Here is a 20202-nt window from a genome sequence, read left to right on the forward strand (position 1 = left end):
AAGTAAAAAAGTAGATTAAGTCACTCATATTTTTTGTATTTTTTTGCAAATCACCCCAATCAATTAATGCACTTGGCTTTTTCTTGTGCTATTGATATAAACAACCAACAACAAAGAATAAGGAGCACCACATGAGTCTGGAATTCACCCATAAACCTAACTATTTTTTATTTGCCCAGTTGCTTATTCGCCATGTTGAAACTTATGTTCGTAAACACCCCGATGCCAATAATGCCATCTTTGATTTACGCGACATTTATGAACTTTTTCGCCAAGACAAAGCTTCAGCCACCACCAACCTTGATGGCATTATGAATATTGTGGATGAATATAAAATTGAAACGATTAATGGTGATCAAAAGCTCATTAGCCGTTATGGCATAGATACGCAAAATAACTCATTATTGATTGACTTTAATGCAGATGCGCTTGAAAGCCTAAAACAAGGCAAACAGATTATTTCTCCCGATGCCAGCATCCAAGAATAAGTCAGCATAAAAAATAAAAAAGCACCGAAATTCGGTGCTTTTTTAATACTTAGCTTTTTGAGTCTGTATTATCTTTAACACTATACTTCTTTTTAGACTTACTAAAGCGATGTGCCGGCCATGTCATGGTAAAACGTGCACCACCGAGACTTGGACTCTGATCCACTTTAACGCTACCACCAAACCAATAGGCAATTCGGCTCACAATCGACAAACCTAAACCATAGCCACCCGATGCTCGCGTCCGGCTATCATCCAAACGTGCAAAGGCTTCAAAAACGCGCTCTCGCTCGTCTTCTGGAATACCGGGCCCGTCATCTTCAACACAAACATAGGCCATACCGCTGTCATTAATACCACCACCGACCAGCACCTGATGGTCGCCATAACGAACCGCATTACCAACCAAGTTCTGCACCACGCGGTGTAAATAACGACGTTCAGCTTCAACTTTTAAGGTTAAAGGAGGAGCATTTAAATGAATTTCTTTCTGGGTTTTTAAGGCTTCCGTCTCAACCACCACCTGATCTAAGACTTCAAACAAGACAATGTTTTCAATATCGAGTGATGGTGTGCCCTGCTCCAACTTGGCGTAAGTCATGATTTCATCAATTAAGGTATTTAAGGCCTCAATGTCTTTATCAATCATATCAACTTGCTGAAGACGGTATTCATAATCATCTTCTTCAGCCAACATTTCCATACCAAAACGAATCCGAGCAACAGGCGTACGAAGCTCATGTGATACCGCACGCATCAGCTCACGCTGCGCCTCGATGAGTCGCTGAATATGATCTGACATGCTGTTATAGCTATTGGCTAGACTGGCCATTTCATCCGTGCCATCGACAGGCAAACGTAGGGTCATGTCACCCGCTTTCATACGGTTTAAACCGTAATTGACCTCGCGCAGTTTACGCTGCATCGGTACAAGTAAGCCATACACCCCTAAACTCAGCACAAACAGGCTCAACAAGGTAATCCCTGCTGCGAGCTGAAACGGCATCCAGTTGAAAATAGGCACAGGACCCAATACCAAAACCTTGCTCGGTGAACTAGGTAAAGGTGGAGACACAATAGAAATGGTGGTGCCACGCACAGAAGCACTATCACGATATAAGATCACGCTATGATCTAAACGCAAACGACCAATCTGCTCCGACTCTAAAGCCAGATTTTGTACTTCTTCAATTTGTACAGGATAAGAGAAATGTTTCTGTACTTTTTCCAAGTACTCTTCTTCTTGGCCTGGGTAGTACACCAGATAATCTAGGATAAAAATCGGGAGTGCTTTCATTTGCAGCTCACCAATTTTATCTACTTTAATATACAGTAAATGATTCGGATCATCTTTTAGACCAATGATCAAGTACGCCACTTGCGTTTGCGCATCATAACGCACAGCTGCTTTACGCTCACTGATCCGCTTTAACTCTGCACGACTCAAATCCACTTTATCGGCAGGGATCATATTAATTGGTAGTTCAAGCAAATCTGAAGCATCTGAAATCCAGTCTGCTTTTTGCTGTGCATTGGTCTGACGGGATACACCTTCACTAATAATAAAGGAAATCCCGTCCGTCAAAGACTCGCGATATTCTTGCACTCGCTGATAGTTAATAATTTGTACAAGCAAATATCCCATGAGGGCAACAATAGCAACCAGCACTACCAGCCCAGCATAGATACGCAAGAATATACTGTGTTTGAACACTAAAAATGTCCCGTTTTAACGAATCAAATAAACGGCTTAAAGACCATTGGTTTCTTTTACAAATAAGTAGCCTTTACTACGTACCGTTTTAATACGTTTTGGATTTTCAGGATCATCACCAATTTTTGGACGAATACGCGAAATACGCACATCAATTGAACGGTCTTGACCGTCATATTCGATACCACGTAAGCGTTCGAAAATGTCTTCGCGAGAAAGAATGCGACCTGCATTTGAAGCCAACAACCACAATAAGTCATATTCAGCACTGGTAAAGTCAACCAACTCACCATTTAAAGTCACTGAACGACCACCGTTATCGATCACCAAATCATCAAATTCAATACGCTGTGCAACTTCATCTTCAGGCGCTTTGTCAGTACGACGTAATAAAGCACGAATACGTGCAAGTAAAACACGTGGCTGAACTGGTTTTGCCACATAGTCATCTGCACCCATTTCTAGACCAAGCACTTGATCCATATCTTCGGTACGTGCAGTCAACATCAAAATCGGTTGGTGATAATGTGGACGAACTTCACGGCAAATGGTTAAACCATCTGCACCTGGAAGCATCACATCCAACACCACCATATCGGGTTGTTCTGCAATAATACGGCGAATGGCACGGTTACCATCGGGTTCTACCCCAACCTCAAGACCATTACGGATCAGGTACTCTTGAGTTAAGCGAGCTAGGCGCTCATCGTCTTCTACGATTAAAATTTTTGGTAACTTTTCTTCTTGGCTCATGGAGTGCCCCTTTATTTTGACGACTTAACGTATCCTTTAAAATCCAAGGGATACGCTCTGATATATTTTGCAATATACACACGTTTACATTGTAAACAAGATCTTGTTCACCAAACTGATACATCAAAGTAGCATTTTGTTATACATTTTTTTAGCCTCCAAATGAGCGCTTTCTCGCGTTTGCTGTATATCCAACCAAAGCAAAAGAAACGTTTCTTTACAAAATGGCGTTTTTTCATACCAAGTCACTGTTTGAACAGTTTATAACTCACTCATTCGTCTGTTTTGAACTTATCCACAATGTTATCTATAAGCACTTAAACCGAGCTTTGTTATGCTATCGCCTTGTCTAATAAGGCTTAATACAAGAATCATAAAAAAGGGATCTTTTTGAGATCTTTTCGAGACCAGATCGATCAAAATATTTAATAAAATGTCAATATTGATCTACCCTGAATTTTCCCGTATCTTGTGTTCAATTAATTTTTAAACCACTAGGTCTTGTGTTTAAACCTCAAACACTGTGGCATAAAAATTGCCCAGTTCAAACGGTCCATAGACATAAAAATAGATGACAAAATGGAGCTATGCTAGCATGAGCGTATCGAATTCAACCCCTGGTCAAATTCAGGTGATTAAACGCACTGGAGATGTTGCCAGCTTTGACGCAGAAAAAATCTCTGTTGCCATTGGTAAGGCATTTTTGGCTGTTGAAGGCCAACAAAGTGCTGACTCAAGCCGCATCCACGATCGTATTTCTCAACTTACCGAGATGGTATTAAATACGTTCAGTCGCCGCCTACCTTCTGGCGGTACAATTCACATCGAAGAAATCCAAGACCAAGTTGAACTTGCGCTGATGCGTACAGGTGAACAGAAAGTTGCTCGTGCGTATGTCATCTACCGCGATCAACGTGCTGATGCACGTAAACAAGCAGGTGAAAACCATCACCCAACCTTACAAATCACTGACGCCAATGGACAGCTTCAACCGCTTGACATGCGTAAGCTTGAAGCGACTGTAACAAAAGCGGCTGAAGGTTTAGAAGGCATCAATGTTCAAGCGATCATCGATGAAACCATTAAAAACCTTTACAACGGTGTAAAAGCGTCAGATATCGCAACCACGATGATGATGGCAACACGTACACGTATCGAACAAGAACCAAACTATACCTACGTGACGGCTCGCCTACTTCGTGATGAATTGGTCGCGACAGGTTTGACTTTCCTTGGCTTGTCTGAAGACACAGCTGAAGGCGATGCTTTAGAAACTTTCCTAAAGAAAGGTATTGAGCTAGACCTACTTTCACCAGAACTTCTCAACTTTGACCTTGCGAAATTGGCCGCAGCGATTCAACCAGAACGCTCAAACCAATTTACGTACTTAGGTCTACAAACATTATTTGACCGTTACTTCATCCACTCAGATGGCGTGCGTTTCGAATTGCCACAGTTATTCTTTATGCGTGTTTCGATGGGTCTTTCACTCAACGAAGCAAACCGTGAAGAACGTGCAATCGAGTTCTACAACCTCTTGTCGAGCTTTGATTACATGGCATCTACGCCTACCCTGTTTAACTCAGGTACGCTACGTCCTCAATTGTCGAGCTGCTACTTGACCACGATTGATGATGACCTGTATGACATTTATGGCGCGATGCGTGATAACGCAATGCTATCTAAATGGGCAGGCGGTTTAGGTAATGACTGGACGCCAGTTCGTGCTTTGAACTCGTATATCAAAGGTACAAACGGTAAGTCACAAGGTGTAGTTCCATTCCTTAAAGTGGCGAACGATACTGCTGTTGCGGTAAACCAAGGTGGTAAGCGTAAAGGTGCAGTCTGTGCATACCTTGAAACTTGGCACTTGGACATCGAAGAATTCCTAGAGTTACGTAAAAACACCGGTGATGACCGTCGCCGTACGCATGACATGAACACGGCAAACTGGGTTCCTGACTTGTTTATGCAACGTGTTTTTGAAGATGCTGAATGGACCCTGTTCACGCCGTCTGAAACACCAGACCTACACGACTTAATGGGTGCAGAATTCGCTGAGCGTTATGCACACTATGAAGCAATTGCAAAAGAAACAAACATGTTGCACAAGAAAATCCGTGCAAAAGATTTGTGGCGCAAAATGCTGTCGATGTTGTTTGAAACAGGTCACCCGTGGATCACATTCAAAGACGTATGTAACTTACGTTCACCACAACAACACGTTGGCGTAGTTCACTCTTCTAACTTGTGTACAGAAATCACATTAAACACAAGCAAAGATGAAATTGCAGTATGTAACTTAGGTTCGATCAACCTTGTACAACACGTTCAAGGTGGTGTGTTAGACCGTGAAAAGCTTGCACGTACAGTAAAAACAGCGGTTCGTATGCTCGATAACGTGATCGACATTAACTACTACGCTGTACCTCAAGCGAAAAACTCGAACTTGAAACACCGCCCAGTGGGTATGGGCATCATGGGCTTCCAAGATGCGCTGTATGAAATGCAACTCGCTTATGGCTCTGATGCAGCAGTAGACTTCGCTGATGAATCGATGGAAGTGATCAGCTACTACGCAATTTCAACATCAAGTGATTTGGCTGTTGAACGTGGTACTTATGAGACATTCAAAGGTTCACTGTGGGATCAAGGCATCCTGCCAATTGACTCGCTAGACCTTGTTGCTAAAACACGCCCTGAGCGTATGTTTGAAGTTGACCGCACTCAACGTTTGGACTGGGACACTCTACGTGCCAAAGTTCAAAAAGACGGTATGCGTAACTCGAACGTGATGGCCATTGCACCGACTGCAACCATTTCGAACATTTGTGGTGTGTCTCAGTCGATTGAGCCAACATTCCAAAACTTATATGTAAAATCGAACCTATCAGGCGAGTTCACAGTGATCAACCCGTACTTAGTACGTGCGTTGAAAGACCGTGGTCTATGGGACTCTGTGATGGTGAATGATCTGAAACACTTTGAAGGTTCAGTTCAGAAGATTTCTCGTATTCCTGAAGAGCTTAAAGCAATCTTCGCGACGGCATTTGAAGTTGAGCCACGCTGGATTGTGGATGCTGCATCACGTCGTCAAAAATGGATCGATCAAGCGCAGTCATTAAACCTTTACATCTCTGGTGCAAACGGTAAGAAACTTGACTTGACCTATAAAATGGCTTGGTTACGTGGTCTGAAAACAACGTATTACCTCCGAGCTTTAGGTGCAACTTCTGCTGAGAAATCAACCATTAACACTGGTGCATTGAACGCAGTAAAACCTGCAACTGTAACGGCAGCGCCTGTTGCAGCGGTTGCTCAGGAAGTTAAACCAGAAGTGGTTGCTGAAGACGAAGGCTTCGGTCAAGCAGCTCCAGTGCCAATGGCGTGTTCAATTGACAATCCAGACTGTGAGGCTTGTCAGTAATAACCTCCCCTAACCCCTCCTAAAAGGAGGGGAATTACACCAAACTTATTGAGGTGTGAAAGTCCCTCTTTTAAAAGAGGGATTTAGGGAGATTAAAAATTTAGGCAATAAAAAAGCCCTCTAGCGTCCGTCAAAACTAACTAGAAGGCTTTCAATCTCGATGTGATAACAAGATGATCACAAAGAGGCTGGCATATGTTAATGCATGGGCAATTCTATCATTGAATTAGTTTGTGAGCCAGTAAGAGTCATCTTGATTTTGTATCAAGGAGTACCGAAGATGGCTGCAAATTCAAAAGCTGCTCGAAGTGCTATCACTGGTCAATATGTAACTTTGGAATATGCTAAAAAGCATCCCAAAACTACAGTCGTTGAAACAGTGAAGCCAACCAAATCATCTAAAAAATGATTTAAAATGTGAATCCTAGTTAACTAGGATTCACACAATTTGAACCAAGGAACCTACCATGCTCCATATGACACATAACTATATGTTAGGTCTTGCGACCTTGGTGATTTCCTTTGTGGTTTTGTTTTATATGCCGATTGCCTACTTTTGGGTAAAAGCAAACCAAAGCAAAAAGCGAAAGCAAAATAAGTCGTGAGAATCACGTTCTATGCACAGTTTTAGAACAATGATTGGCAAAACTTAATTTTGCTTTCACAAATTAAGCGTATAGTAAGACATCTCAGCACTGCTGGATGTCGATAAAAGATATAAAGCAACGTAGAGAGAATTGATATGTCTATCCTAAGTTGGGACGATTTCGAAGATGATTCGCAAAAACCGGCTGCACCTGAACACAAGTCTGCGCCCGTCGAACCGCAAAAAGCGGCTAATCCGCAGATGGTATCTGCTGCAGAGCAACCACAGAAGAATGTGGCAACTGCACAACCCGCTTCAACCCCTCGAAGCCGATCAACAAATTCAGCCGATCCGTTGGCAAGAGCATCTAACGCCTTAGAAAGTTTAGATGTTGCTCCAGGTCTAGAAGAACTAGAAATGGGTGCGCAACGTGTACAGGTTGATGATAAAGCGATGATTAACTGTCGTGCGGACTTAAACCAACTTGTACCGTTCAAATACGAATGGGCTTGGCAGAAATATCTAGACGGTTGTGCAAACCACTGGATGCCACAAGAAGTCAACATGAACCATGACATCGCGCTTTGGAAGTCTGAAAATGGCTTAACTGAAGACGAACGTACCATTGTTATGCGCTCACTTGGTTTCTTCTCTACAGCAGACTCATTGGTTGCAAACAACTTGGTGTTGGCGATTTACCGCCACATTACCAACCCTGAATGCCGTCAGTACATTTTGCGTCAAGCATTTGAAGAAGCCATTCACACTCACGCTTACCAATACTGTATCGAATCTTTAGGTATGGACGAAGGCGAAGTCTTCAACATGTACCGCGAAGTTCCATCAGTTGCGCGTAAAGCGGCTTGGGGCTTGAAATATACGCAGTCTTTAAGTGATCCTACTTTCCAAACTGGTACACCTGAAAACGACCAAATTTTGCTTCGCAACTTGATCGCATTCTACTGTGTTCTTGAAGGGATCTTCTTCTACTGTGGTTTCAGCCAAATCTTGTCGATGGGTCGTCGTAACAAAATGAATGGTGTAGCTGAGCAATTCCAATACATCTTACGTGATGAGTCGATGCACTTGAACTTTGGTATCGATATGATTAACCAAATCAAGATCGAAAACCCAAGCTTGTGGACTGCTGAATTCCAAGAAGAAATTATTCAAATGATTCTTGAAGGTACGATGCTTGAAATCGAATATGCGCGTGACACTATGCCACGTGGTGTATTGGGTATGAATGCTGCGATGATGGAAGAATACTTGAAATTCATCTGTAACCGTCGTTTAGCACAGTTGGGCTTGCCTGAGCAGTTTGCTGGTGTGAACAACCCATTCCAGTGGATGTCTGAAATGATGGACTTGCGTAAAGAGAAGAACTTCTTCGAAACGCGTGTGACAGATTATCAGACTGGTGGTGCGCTGAGCTGGTAAGGTAAACCGTCACGCGACACATATGTTGTCATAGAAAAAGGCTGCTATTTGCAGCCTTTTTCTATTAGAAACAAATTATAGTAATTCTTTGATCATACTTATTGAAATCAAATATTCTTGATGATCATCTCTAAATTTACAGAGTAGCGTACTTCTGTACTTTAATCTTTTTCACAGCGCAAAAAGGCTTTTATTCAAAATCACATATCACCAGCTGCCAATAAATCATGATGTTTATCACAATATATTCATTATACCAAGTATAATTCATGTCATTATTCACACTTACAAAGATCCATAAAGGTATATCGACCAATGATTTTGGGGCAAGTTTGTTATTTAAAAAAATGAATCTACTATCTTTCTTGGGCCATTCAGGCATTTCATTATAAGATCTAATAGGATTTCCTAAATCCAACTCCTTAACGAGGATCTTCTCCAAGCATTCACAAATATGTATTTCCTTACTTTTCACTGAAATTTCTCAACACTCTTTCCCCCATCTTACTGAAAAACAAATATTTAGAGATAGATCACTATATACAGAAATAACTCCCCAATTATAAAAATATTCTGTATATGGTTTTACATCATCTACTTTTTTATTCGAAAATTGTGTTTTATCAAAATAACCTAAAAGACTATCCATCTTTAGATCAAATTCATCATAAGATTCATATACAAGTTTAAAATTAATTAATTTTAATTTATCCTGAATATAAATTATATTTAATTTAAATTTTTCATTTAAAAAAACCACAAACGAATTTTCATAAAGAACATTTAACTCATTATAACTTTCACCCTCAAAATAAAAGTCACTTAGCCTATAATCAATTAAATTTCCAATTACATGTATATCACCAGTATTACTATTAAAATTCAGTCTATACACAAATAAAAACCCATAAATTTAAATATAAAAAATAACAACAACAAAGAAACCTTAAATAAAATTTATTACAAAAAAAAATTATTTATTCGATATAAGCTTTTATTAATTATTTCAATTAACTAAAATTTTACAAAACCTAGACAGCAACCAATCAAAATTCACCCAGCACAGAATATTAATTAAAAATACAAACTCATAGAAATATCACCTTGCCTCGGATCATAAGAAAAATTTATCTCGTCCCAGTTATGCTTCTCTTTTTTTAATGAAACTTTAGTTGGGTGCTCAACAATAAAGTCATCATCAGTTAACACATATTTTTTCTTAAACCTTTTTAATATTTTTGATTTTAATAAATGATTATCAAAAAAATCAGATTTTTCAAATAGAACATATACAGTATTGCTACTTTTCGAGATCAGTAATTCAATATCATCACTCAAATATTTAAGATCTATTTTTCTAAATCTATAACTACTAACATCTTCTTCAAATAAAGACATTGGAAAAATATTAGCTCCAAAATTTAATTCATCTCTGTCCACTAAGATCTTTTTACTATCTAAAACAACTTTACAATCCATACCTATTTCTCATAATTAAAGTTAAATGATAATTTAAAATTTTTATTATCAGTATTTTCAATGAAAATTTGTGCCCCCACCAATCCAAAGATATCAATTTTATAGAGAACAACCTCATAAAAAAGAGATATTCTTTCCCATAATATTGCCGTTTTAGTAGGATATTTTTCAGTGCAAGCAACTAAAGATTTAGACATTACTATTTTTAGCCTACCCACTTGCGTGCTTAACTAACACTCCGCTTCCTTCACCTTGATTCACTCAATAAGATTCGAAGCATAAGCATATACATTACACCTATTTAGAAGCCCAATTAGATCTTTTGAAATAAAATGATCTACATAAAATTAACAATGATAATGACAGTTATAACAGTGTTACTCTTTCTTATAAAAATTATATTTATACATTATGAATCTTCATTGTAATTGAATAATCTTGCCTAATCGCATTTAACTCTATACTACCCCATTCCAGTTCGAAAAATGATTTCCACTCTTGTTTTTTTGGTTTTATGTTTACTTCTTTTGTAACGAAACCACTTAACTCTACAAGTTTCTTTTTTAAACAAGTATCATCATAACAATCCTCATCAAATGTTAAGAAAAAATATCTAACAAAATCACCATCCTTAAATATAATATTCAAACTAAAATTACATTCAAAAAAAACAACTTCAAAGCCATAAGTATCAAAACCATTCACTTTAAGATGTTTTTTCAAAAAAATATTATTTGAAATAAATTGTTCATTATCAAAAAAAAACTCACTCTTATTAACAAATAGATTTCCTGTTGATTTATTTAGCTCTAAATTCATTATCTACTCCAAATTAAATAATTTACCAGTTGCTTCCAAATAATTTTTATCTTTATTCATTACAAATATCTGCTGTCCACCACCCGTTCCTAAATGCGGATTTTCTTTAGCAAAACCTTGTGCAATACAAATATCTTGAGCAACTACAAATTGGTGTAACTGCTTCCTCACTTTATATCTTGAGCCAGGTGTATTTTCATCATGAGATAATTGTAATGCATCATTATATGCTCTTGCTCCTTTACCTTGCATTTTCAATACTTGCTGAGTTTTACCAAAATAATTAGGAGTTGGATTTTTTAAAGGATTTTCATCTCTTCCATGGGGATGTAATGTATATAAAATTGTTCCTTTTTTTAAAACTACATTTTTATAACTATCTTTACCTAGGTAAGGGTCTTTACCTTGCCATGATCTCGCAGATGCTGAAGGATTTCGTCCTTCACAAGGATTGCCTGGACAAGGTTTCTTCTTAGATGAAACCGCTCCCCCCTTTCCACTACTTCCTTTCGAACCTTTTACTCTTGCTAACCCTCTCGGATCAACCCAATCAATAGGATTCGGCGCATAAGCATAAACATTATGCCCACCTAAAAGCCCAATTGGATCTTTAGAAATAAAGCGCCCTACGTAAGGCGAGTAGTAACGATGACGGTTATAGTGAAACCCTGTTTCTTCATCAAAATACTGCCCTTGGAAGCGAATATTATTTGAAATGATTTCACTATTTTCAAAGAAGTTTGATTTCACTTTCTCTGCTTTACATTCACCCCAAGCTTTATATTGTGCCTTCCAAATGATCTGACCACTAAGATCACTCATCTCTTGTGGAGTCCCCAAATGGTCACAGTGATAGAACCAAACATCATCAAAGCCTTGACTACTCTGAGTCTTTTTCCAAAGTAAATCACGAGTAAAACTATATTTATCATCCCAAACAGGTGTTGTATGCACCTGTATAGGCGTTTGATAAACGGCTTGAATTAAGGGAGTAAAGCTGTCTTTTTCATAAATATAATGCTTGGTATTTGACTCATATGCTAACGTATCACCATCCCATCCATAAACAAAATCCAACTCTTGACCTGTATGATGGTGCTTACTTCTTTTTGCTAAACGTCGCCCCATCGCATCGTAACGATATTCAGCCGTATATTCAGTATTACGACTTCGAACCAAACGACCTAAAACATCCCAAGATAAGTTTAAATCCCCTTGATTTGATTTTTGAGTAGTCAACTGTCCATAAGCATCATATTGATATTGTTGATCTAAATATTGACGAACAACATTATTGACCAACTTCAAATAGCCATACTGGTTTTCATCTGTTCTATGTTCGTGAATTTGATTTTGCTGTTCCAGATGTCGGTCTATTAAATTACTCGCAGGGTCAAAACTAAATTTTTCTTTACCGAACTTAGACGTTGCTTCAAGTAAACGCCCAAGTGGATCATATTTATAATGAATATCACCACGGCGGCTGTCCTGAATTTGAGCAAGCTGACCAGATTTATCATAACGATAGACACGTGATAATAGACTTGTAGTGTCTTGAACAGCATTTTGTTCTTGTTGCAATTGCGCATTTGCATAGCCATTTTCATGGCCTTGTACGATTTGTTGCTGACTCAACCGCCCCTGTTCATCAAAGTGTTCAAATTGGCTTAAACCGTTTGCATAATGTCGTGCAATTTCGCGATGCAAATCATCGCGTTCGAAGCTAACAATATCTTGGCCATTTAAAATTAAGCTATGGACATGACCCGTTCCATAAGTCAACCAATCAATATCTTGTCCATCTGGGCGTATCGTTTTAATACGGTCATTGATTTCATCGTAGCCATGTTTCCACACTGCTGTCTTATGAGTTTTGTTGTCTTGAATATGCTCTCGGACTAAATTACCCACAACATCATAGAACCACTCAACCTTACTCTCTGCATTTTTTGCCAATAAAATTTGACCATGGCTGTTATAGGCAAACTCTTCTAACTGCTGTTCTTCTAATTCATTTTGACTTTTGTATCCAAAACCAGAAGTACGTTGTTCAAGCCGCCCCATACTATCGATAACGAAGTGCTGAATACGATCTTTTGGTGCCAGCTTTCCAGACAAGTTTTGCCCTTGAAGCATAGCAACTTCGATACTGGTTTGAAGTTGACCATTTGTCTCGTCATATTGATACAGGGTTTCTTTGCCATCAAAATCAATTTCTTTGATTAAGCGGCCAGCTACATCATAAAAGAACTCAAAGGCTGCACCATTTTCATTGATTAATCGTTTGAGTCGGCTTAACTTATCCCACTCATATTTAATCTTATACCCCAGAGGGTCAATACGATAAGAAATTAAACCTGCTGGGTCATAGTCATAACGTGTTTTTTTCCCAGTTGGGTCGATATAAACCAACAGTCGGCCTTCGGCATCATGAATAAAATGTTCTTCTAATACATCGCTATATTTAATCTTTTCTAATTGACCAAACGAGTTTAATGGCAAACCTTGTTCAAGAGGTTCTCTTTTTTCAGCCGTAAAATCACTATAAAAATATTCAACTTTATTTTTTAAAGCATTCTCGACTGAAGTCACTCGCCCTCTGAGGTCATACTCCCATTTTGTTTCTTTACCTGAACAGTCGGTATAACTGATTAAGTTTCCTTGGTCATCATATTTTAGTTGTTTGCTTCCACCTTTCGCATCTGTGATTTGTATAGGAAGACCCATAGCATTGTAGTTGTACTTTGTTTCTCTTTTTAACGGATCAATTTTTTTATTATGTTTCCTGAGCCATCATATTCTTTAAACCAACGACCTTGTTCAGCATCCACCATACCAATGAGTTGATCCGAATCATCACAGTCATAGTGGATGGTCGCCATCAGATTGGGTAATTGTGGTTAGGTTGCCATTCTCACCAAATTCATATTTATTGACCGCTGCGTCAGTATCAATATGTCTAACTACACGACTACATTCATCTCTGAAATACCATTCGCCCAACCCATCTGGGTAAACCATACGGTATGGTATAACTAAAATTCCTGTATATTTAAGATATGTTAAATTATTATTTCTCATTTATTCTACTTTATTAGTAACCTCTAAATACCAAATTGTTTCTCCCCAATAACTTTCAATTTCTGGAAAAATTTCCCCTTGATTAAAATATCGTGATCGAGATTGATTCGCAGGGCTCCACCAGTTGCCTGACTGAGGGCAAATTTGACTAGCTAATGCCTTAATATTTTCCACATACACAGAATTATCAGAACCACCTTCATCAGCAATTCTTTCAATCAACACCCAGTTCACTTCTGCATATAATGTTTCATATGTTTCAGGATCATGTCCAACAGCAAGAACACTGGCAACACCATTATCCTTCTCCTCACTCGCCGCCATAAACTCAATTCGCTCCCCCTCCCCGTCTTGACACAAATAAATACCTGTTTTTTCTAATTTTTCATTAGACTTAACCATCATTTCTGGATTTATACGGTAAATTGGATAGCTATTCGGCAAATCAAGCTTAATATCATTAAATAAATCGTTTTTTTTAAAATCGTAGATGAGAGTATCCATATCCCAAGATGTAGGGTATGTACTTTCTATAATTGAGGCGTACTGTCTTGCAATTGAATAATAATCCCAACATTGTTTAACTTTTTCATAAGGTAAATCATCCATCCAATGTAGAGAAAATTCACTTAAACCTTTATCATTAGAACGAATCTCAGAAGCACAGTATAAATAAGTGAAATCCCCAGATTTTATTTTTGCATAAGCAATATCTATTCGATCCATTGTCCCTCTTAAATTTGGTAAAACCGTCTCCCCCCAATTAATATCTGCCTGTTCTGACAATGGTAAATCTCTTAGATTATAAGGAAGATTATGCATATATATTTCAAACAACTCTTCTAAACCCTCTAAGAAAAGATGATAGTTATTTCGCATGGTTTCAAAAAACTCTAATGAACTAAATTGTTCCAATAGATAAGCAACTTTAGGATTAATTCTATAAATCATATTATTTCTCAATATATTATCTATAATTTTATTTGGATTTATGTTCCAAACGAGGAGCCAAAGAAAAATCTCCCCTTTGAGTTTTTAAAGTAGGAACTCCTACCACTGAAAAATCACCAATTGTTGTATCAGTCCCATACCCCCAACCTGTTAGCTTACGCTTACTTAAACCCGATGGGATTAAATCTTTAGGGTCTAGTACAACTTGTACGCCACCACCTCTTAAATAAAAGTCACCACGTATTTGAGATGCCGCAGGACCTTCCCATGCATATAATTTCTTACCTTTTGGAACCGTATATTCCAAATATTCACCATTACTATTCCAACTTGCCCATACAGCAAATTTATCACGCCATTCTTCTCTATTTTTTAACTTCTCAAATTCGGACTTCCTCATCCAACAAATACTATTATCCAAACTTCCTGGTGCTAAAACGCGAACTAACACTTCACCTTCATTAAATGTCTGAGCTTTAATCATGCCCTTTGCAAAAGTATCATATTTACCCTTTAAAGGATGAGAGAAACCACTTTTTAAAGCTAATTGAACATTTCCTAAGCTTGGGTGTAAAGGAGTTTTTGAGGTTTTTGGGTCAATTTTAGCTTCAGGAAAAGGTACGATTTTATTTTTTGGAAGTACATGAACCCAATTAGGTCTACTTTTTCTAAAAGCTTCTAATTCTTCTGCATCTGAAACTCGTCTCAATCGAGTTAAATTTTTTACATTTGTTGTTGCTTTAAATGCAGCATCGCCTTCTTTATCTATTCGAACTGCTAACTTTTCTAAAAAATTTTGAACTGGTTTTAAAAATTTTCCTAGTTCTTTATTCGCAGAATTTCTAACTTCAATTACGACATTCAACAATTTTTTAGCTTTAAGTGCTACGCCTTTACTTGCATACTTATCAATAAAACTCACTGTTTCTTTCAAATACTTAACAAGCTTATCAAATACTTCTAATAATTCCTTAGTTGTTAGCTTTCCTTTAACTTCACGAATTTTAGTTGCAGTAGATTTATACACATTAGTAATTTTAGCTTCTTTTAGGGCTTTTTTGACTGCGGGCCGTGCCAAAAATTTATTTAATTCCTTAATACCACTTTCGATTGACGGTTCTGCAATTTTATAAATATTTGCACCTGTTAATTGTGCTAATTTTGCTGTGGGCCTCAGCATAAAACGGCGAACAGGAGCGAGAACTACTTTAAATATTCCTTTGAAGAGAGAACCTAATACAGGAAACAGTCCAATTAAAGTTAGAATCAAACCAATCCATGCCCATGGATTACTATTATCTTCTTTAATTTTAGAACAATTTGCACAAATATCCCTTACATCACATATTTGGTCTACAAATGGGATCATTGAAATTACAGTACCAGTCACAATTTGAGCAGTAGATTGTTCCTCAGCAAAATCACCTTGAATTACAACCCAAAGCCAATCTGCAATATCCGTGAGAGTTTCCTGTCCTTTTTTTATTGCCTTGTTTACTGGAGCTGCTATCGCAGCCATTGCATTAAGTAGATCTTTTTTTGATGGTAAGAAATCAGTCATTATTTTCATTCACTTCTTTTTTTAATTCATTCAACTGATCTAAAACTAAATCATATAAACCCCATGGCTCATCTAGATAATCACGTTGCTCATACTCAACTTTAATTGCTTTTTGCGGCACATTATCATGATGAGCTTTCCCAAGATCATCTAATTTTCCTTCTATAATTTGATTTCCTTCAAAATAAATTTTATAACCTAAATTTGCAAATGGCTCATTTTCAGCATCTAAATGTTCTAATGCAATCCAATTTTTATTATTAAATTTAGGTAACACAGGAGATTGGTTTTTTACACTGGCCCCACTTTGGAACACATGCTGTGTTGCATTCACTCTAAATTCACCGCCTGTTTTCAGGGAAATCCCTGAACCGTTTAAGGTGATTTGTGATGTAGCCCCTGTGATGACAATCTCTTTAGGACTACTAATTTCGATACGGTCCTCAGTCGAGGAAATAATGATGCCTTTTTTAGCAAGTATATCCAACGCATCTGATTGAGCTTGGATCTCAACTTTACCCTGTGCGGCAACGGCTTTGATCCCACCTTGAGCAGCAAACAAGCTCAGTTTATTTTGCGCCTGAGCAATCCAGTTCTTTTGGGTGCTGAAGTTGATACTATCGCCTGCAATCTGATTAATTTGTGAATCAGCAGAGAAATGAATATCTTCAGCTGTACTTAGCGCAATTCCATCAGGTGAATTGAGTAATAAAACTGCTTTTTTGAATTTTGCAATTTTTTGCTCGAGTTGTTCTGCAAACTCTTTAAGCTGCTCAAGCGATTCAATCTCATCAGTCTTTTGGTTTTTAGCAATATCACTTAAAGCTTTACTGTTCGTCTGACTACCTTCTAATTGTTTCTTGGCAACTTCAGCATCTAGATGCTCACCTTTGGCTTGATCTTGTTTATACGTGGAAACAAGTAAGCCTTGCCCTGCACGGACGACTCCCCACTGGTCAGTACGCAGTTCAAAACCTTCACCTCGCCCTTCACTCGTGTCCGTTTCTTTAGGATGACTCAAATTCCCTAAGTTCAGTTGTGTTGCACCATGACTGCTTTGTAGTTGGGTACTGATCTGACCCGTCGTGTCATCAAAGCGTAGTTGCCCAAAGCCCTCGCCTTGAACCTCTTTTGATCGAATCCCTGCCAGTTTTTTGGTATCAGGCAGTTTGCCTGTATTGTCAAATTTGCTTGGATGACGTTGTGCTTCATGGATGCGTCCCACCACAAAGGGTCTGTCGATATTGCCATCAAAGAAGTCGATAACCACGATTTCACCAATACGTGGTAAGAAGCGTGCACCATAACCTTCACCAGCCCAAGGTGTGAGCACATCAACCCAAGCAGAATCTGTGTCATTGTCATTTGAACCTGCACCGCTATCGTGAGTATTGTCTTCACTACGCGTAAACAGGAAACGGACTTTAATACGCCCCCATTCATCCACGTGAATTTCTTCACCACTTGGTCCAACCACTTTCGCGCGCTGTGGTGATGCAATAGGCCGTTGTTGCAGAGGATTATACTCTGGAACAATAGTGATATTACGTCGTTGTAAGACGAGGTGATTGGCTTGGCGTTCGTCTTTATTATTTGTCGTAATTTCAGCCTGTTGCCAATTGGTTTGTTTCAGCAAAGCTGTGATTTGATCGGTCAAATCTTTAGGCAAATTATTCTGATTATAGAATTTTTTGGATGTGATTAAGAATTCTTTATCTGAACCACTATGCTGATCAATTTCAGGGTGCTCGTTGAGCTCAAACCAGTAACCCACTTGTGCATCTCGTACGGTCGAGGTAGCCATAAATTGCTTGGCTTGTAAGTCGTAATAATGACCAAGATTTTGATTAAACTTTTCAATCTGACTATTGCCTGATTTGGTCGTTCCATCTTCACCTTTAAGGTCTTGTATCCATGCAGGTGAGAAATGCCATGCTTGCTCTAAACCTAGGCTGGCGTTGTCTTGATTATCACTATGACTATGTTTACTTTGAACTGAACCCGCACCTTCTTCTACTTCTAAAGTATTTGGTTGCCAATGTTGAATATGGACAGATGTTGGTTGTATAGAACGCTGTCCGACAAAATTTGTAATCGAATCACTGCTTTCTACAGCACTGCTACGATGGAAGCGAATATTCTGTCGCTCTAAACTTTGATATTGGGCGTTGTCATCAATCAGTCTAAGTTTTTGCGGCTGAATGGGTTCACTTGAACTGGACACTTTGAGCTGAGACTCATCAATAAGCCAGTTAATCCCCTCTGAAGAGAGCAGCCTTTGAATAAATTCACTGTCCAACTCATTCGCTTGCATAATGAATGGGCGCACATCATATTCTTTGCTTAAACCACCTTTATCCAATGTCAGACTCGAAGCAAATAAGGGACTACGTTGCTGCCACTCGGCAAAAATAGTTTGAACCACCTCAACAACAGACTTCGCCATGAAAACTCTAGAGTTGCGTCGATGCTTCCATAAAGCTGTCGGGTCTTCCACGGTTAAACGATATATGGTTAAAGCGCCATCACTTGCCCCCACATCCGCCTTAGTGATGATGCCTGAAATACGATTGAGTTCTGATTTTTCAGTGACAATATCGACAGCGACTTGACTACCGATGAATTGCTTTAACGGAATATGAGCGGAGGTAGATAAGCAAAGGAGCTGTAACTCTATACCTGCATTCAGTTCATGCGTTCCATCTATGCGCTGAAGGAATACTTGTTCGTTGAGCGAAGTATTGCTGAACTGAATATGAATGACACGTTTTTGTGCACTAAGTCCAAGTTGCTCTATTGCAGCATAAATATTATTGGGCATCGTTATTATTAAATTTTAAGTTGTGGCTGATTGTACAAAAGTCTCAAAAATTTTCTTTAATTTTTTGTAACTTTAATAGAATTTTTAAGTTTCAGAGCCTTTTTTCAATAAATGACCGATCCATCTGTAAGTTTCTATTTTTTTAGTTTTGATATTATCCCAGTCATATTCAGCTTAACCCAGTTCATTTCTCTGCCCTCTATAGAAATATTAAAGTTTTTCAGTTAATACCAGACCACTAAAATTTTATTTTTTTCATACTGGTTTGCAATTTACTCAAACTTCATTTAACCCGCTAACAATTACAACCTTCTGCATAACCCGCAATTCTTGAAGCTGTTGCTTATCAGGCAATATAGGCACTCCCTCATAGATGATACAGTAGGCTACTACCAATAGCTTATACATAGTAGCAATTGATCTGCTATCGACAGACAGTTTAGATCATCACCTTATGCAGGATAAATACAAGTTAAGTACATCAATTATTATTCGAAAAAAAGACCCAATTATTCACGTCAGATGTTTGAATTGAGATCCAGCCTGCTTATGTATATCAATATATGGCATAGAATTAATTACACAGGAAAGATGAGAAAATCTGAATGAAAAATTATAAAAATAATAGTTTATTATAAGTTATACGCGTGATTTATTGATTATCTCTGCAAATTTCAACGGTTGTATTGGTCAAGAGTTAAATGAAACTTGCAACTTTCCAGATTTGGTATAGCTTAAATTACATTAAGTTATACATAAAAATTAAAAACTGAGTGTGTATATTTTCTTTGAATCATCCTATTTTATAATATGTTTTAACCTCAATTCTTTTGGCTTTAATTCACATAAAAAAACGAATATGATTTAAACCCTATTTTTAAATAGTTTAACGTCAAACTACCCAAGGTTTGATCATAAAAAGCACCATTAGCTCCCCTATGCGCTTGTTTTGGTGCAACTCTAAAAACATTGAGAATCACTCAATTAATCCAAAGCTTTACTCTTAACCAATTGATTTATAAAAATTATAATCAAAGATAAATCAAATTGATTAGATTGGCATAGATTCTGCATTTTTGTAT

Annotated in this window: 14 protein-coding genes and 1 pseudogene; 5 read left to right on the top strand and 10 right to left on the bottom strand. The window is 38.0% G+C overall.

What is annotated here, in order from left to right:
• Positions 1-131 precede the first annotated feature (131 nt).
• On the top strand, positions 132-488 hold the full coding sequence (locus F946_RS12785; RefSeq protein WP_004695379.1) for a hypothetical protein: 357 nt from the start codon (positions 132-134) through the stop codon (positions 486-488).
• Positions 489-537: 49 nt separating this feature from the next.
• Here F946_RS12785 and bfmS read toward each other — a convergent pair whose 3' ends face one another.
• Positions 538-2202 carry a sensor histidine kinase BfmS gene (gene bfmS, locus F946_RS12790; protein ID WP_004982914.1) on the bottom strand — a complete coding sequence of 555 codons (1665 nt, stop codon included), beginning with the start codon at positions 2200-2202 and terminating at the stop codon, positions 538-540.
• A gap of 36 nt (positions 2203-2238) precedes the next feature.
• Entirely contained in the window at positions 2239-2955 is a 717-nt protein-coding gene (gene bfmR / locus F946_RS12795) for a response regulator transcription factor BfmR (protein WP_004695375.1), read from the bottom strand.
• A gap of 595 nt (positions 2956-3550) precedes the next feature.
• Between bfmR and F946_RS12800 the strand changes: the two genes are divergently transcribed.
• The 4 genes from F946_RS12800 (at position 3551) to F946_RS12805 (ending at position 8408) form a co-directional block, all read left to right on the top strand.
• The gene (locus tag F946_RS12800; protein ID WP_004695373.1) at positions 3551-6382 is read left to right on the top strand and encodes a ribonucleoside-diphosphate reductase subunit alpha; all 2832 of its coding nucleotides are present in this window, start codon (positions 3551-3553) and stop codon (positions 6380-6382) included.
• A 280-nt stretch (positions 6383-6662) separates the two neighbouring features.
• Positions 6663-6791: a hypothetical protein gene (locus F946_RS17505; protein WP_265102688.1), complete on the top strand. Its 129-nt coding sequence runs from the start codon at positions 6663-6665 to the stop codon at positions 6789-6791.
• Between the two features lie 58 nt (positions 6792-6849).
• Positions 6850-6987 carry a hypothetical protein gene (locus F946_RS17285; protein WP_004695369.1) on the top strand — a complete coding sequence of 46 codons (138 nt, stop codon included), beginning with the start codon at positions 6850-6852 and terminating at the stop codon, positions 6985-6987.
• A 137-nt stretch (positions 6988-7124) separates the two neighbouring features.
• A complete protein-coding gene (locus tag F946_RS12805) occupies positions 7125-8408 on the top strand; it encodes a ribonucleotide-diphosphate reductase subunit beta (protein WP_004982915.1) in 1284 nt (427 codons plus the stop codon).
• 484 nt (positions 8409-8892) lie between these two features.
• Here the strand turns inward: F946_RS12805 and F946_RS12815 are convergent, their stop codons facing one another.
• The 8 genes and pseudogenes from F946_RS12815 to F946_RS12850 form a co-directional block, all read right to left on the bottom strand.
• Complete coding sequence (locus tag F946_RS12815; protein ID WP_004982919.1) at positions 8893-9303, bottom strand: hypothetical protein; 411 nt, start codon at positions 9301-9303, stop codon at positions 8893-8895.
• A 179-nt stretch (positions 9304-9482) separates the two neighbouring features.
• Positions 9483-9887 (bottom strand): hypothetical protein, encoded by a 405-nt coding sequence (locus tag F946_RS12820; protein ID WP_004982920.1) that lies wholly within the window; start codon positions 9885-9887, stop codon positions 9483-9485.
• A gap of 2 nt (positions 9888-9889) precedes the next feature.
• Positions 9890-10084: a hypothetical protein gene (locus F946_RS12825; RefSeq protein ID WP_004982921.1), complete on the bottom strand. Its 195-nt coding sequence runs from the start codon at positions 10082-10084 to the stop codon at positions 9890-9892.
• A 205-nt stretch (positions 10085-10289) separates the two neighbouring features.
• Positions 10290-10706: a hypothetical protein gene (locus tag F946_RS12830; RefSeq protein ID WP_004982924.1), complete on the bottom strand. Its 417-nt coding sequence runs from the start codon at positions 10704-10706 to the stop codon at positions 10290-10292.
• A 525-nt stretch (positions 10707-11231) separates the two neighbouring features.
• Positions 11232-13733 (bottom strand): annotated as a pseudogene (locus tag F946_RS12835) (RHS repeat-associated core domain-containing protein); the annotation flags it as partial.
• A 54-nt stretch (positions 13734-13787) separates the two neighbouring features.
• Positions 13788-14738, bottom strand: a complete 951-nt coding sequence (locus F946_RS12840) for a hypothetical protein (RefSeq protein WP_004982927.1) — start codon at positions 14736-14738, stop codon at positions 13788-13790.
• Positions 14739-14766: 28 nt separating this feature from the next.
• The gene (locus F946_RS12845; protein ID WP_004982929.1) at positions 14767-16299 is read right to left on the bottom strand and encodes a hypothetical protein; all 1533 of its coding nucleotides are present in this window, start codon (positions 16297-16299) and stop codon (positions 14767-14769) included.
• Positions 16292-19120 (bottom strand): type VI secretion system Vgr family protein, encoded by a 2829-nt coding sequence (locus tag F946_RS12850; RefSeq protein WP_004982930.1) that lies wholly within the window; start codon positions 19118-19120, stop codon positions 16292-16294. Before F946_RS12850 ends, F946_RS12845 begins: the two co-directional genes overlap by 8 nt.
• Positions 19121-20202: the final 1082 nt, after the last annotated feature.

It is taken from the genome of Acinetobacter johnsonii ANC 3681, assembly GCF_000368805.1.
Classification (GTDB): domain Bacteria; phylum Pseudomonadota; class Gammaproteobacteria; order Pseudomonadales; family Moraxellaceae; genus Acinetobacter; species Acinetobacter johnsonii.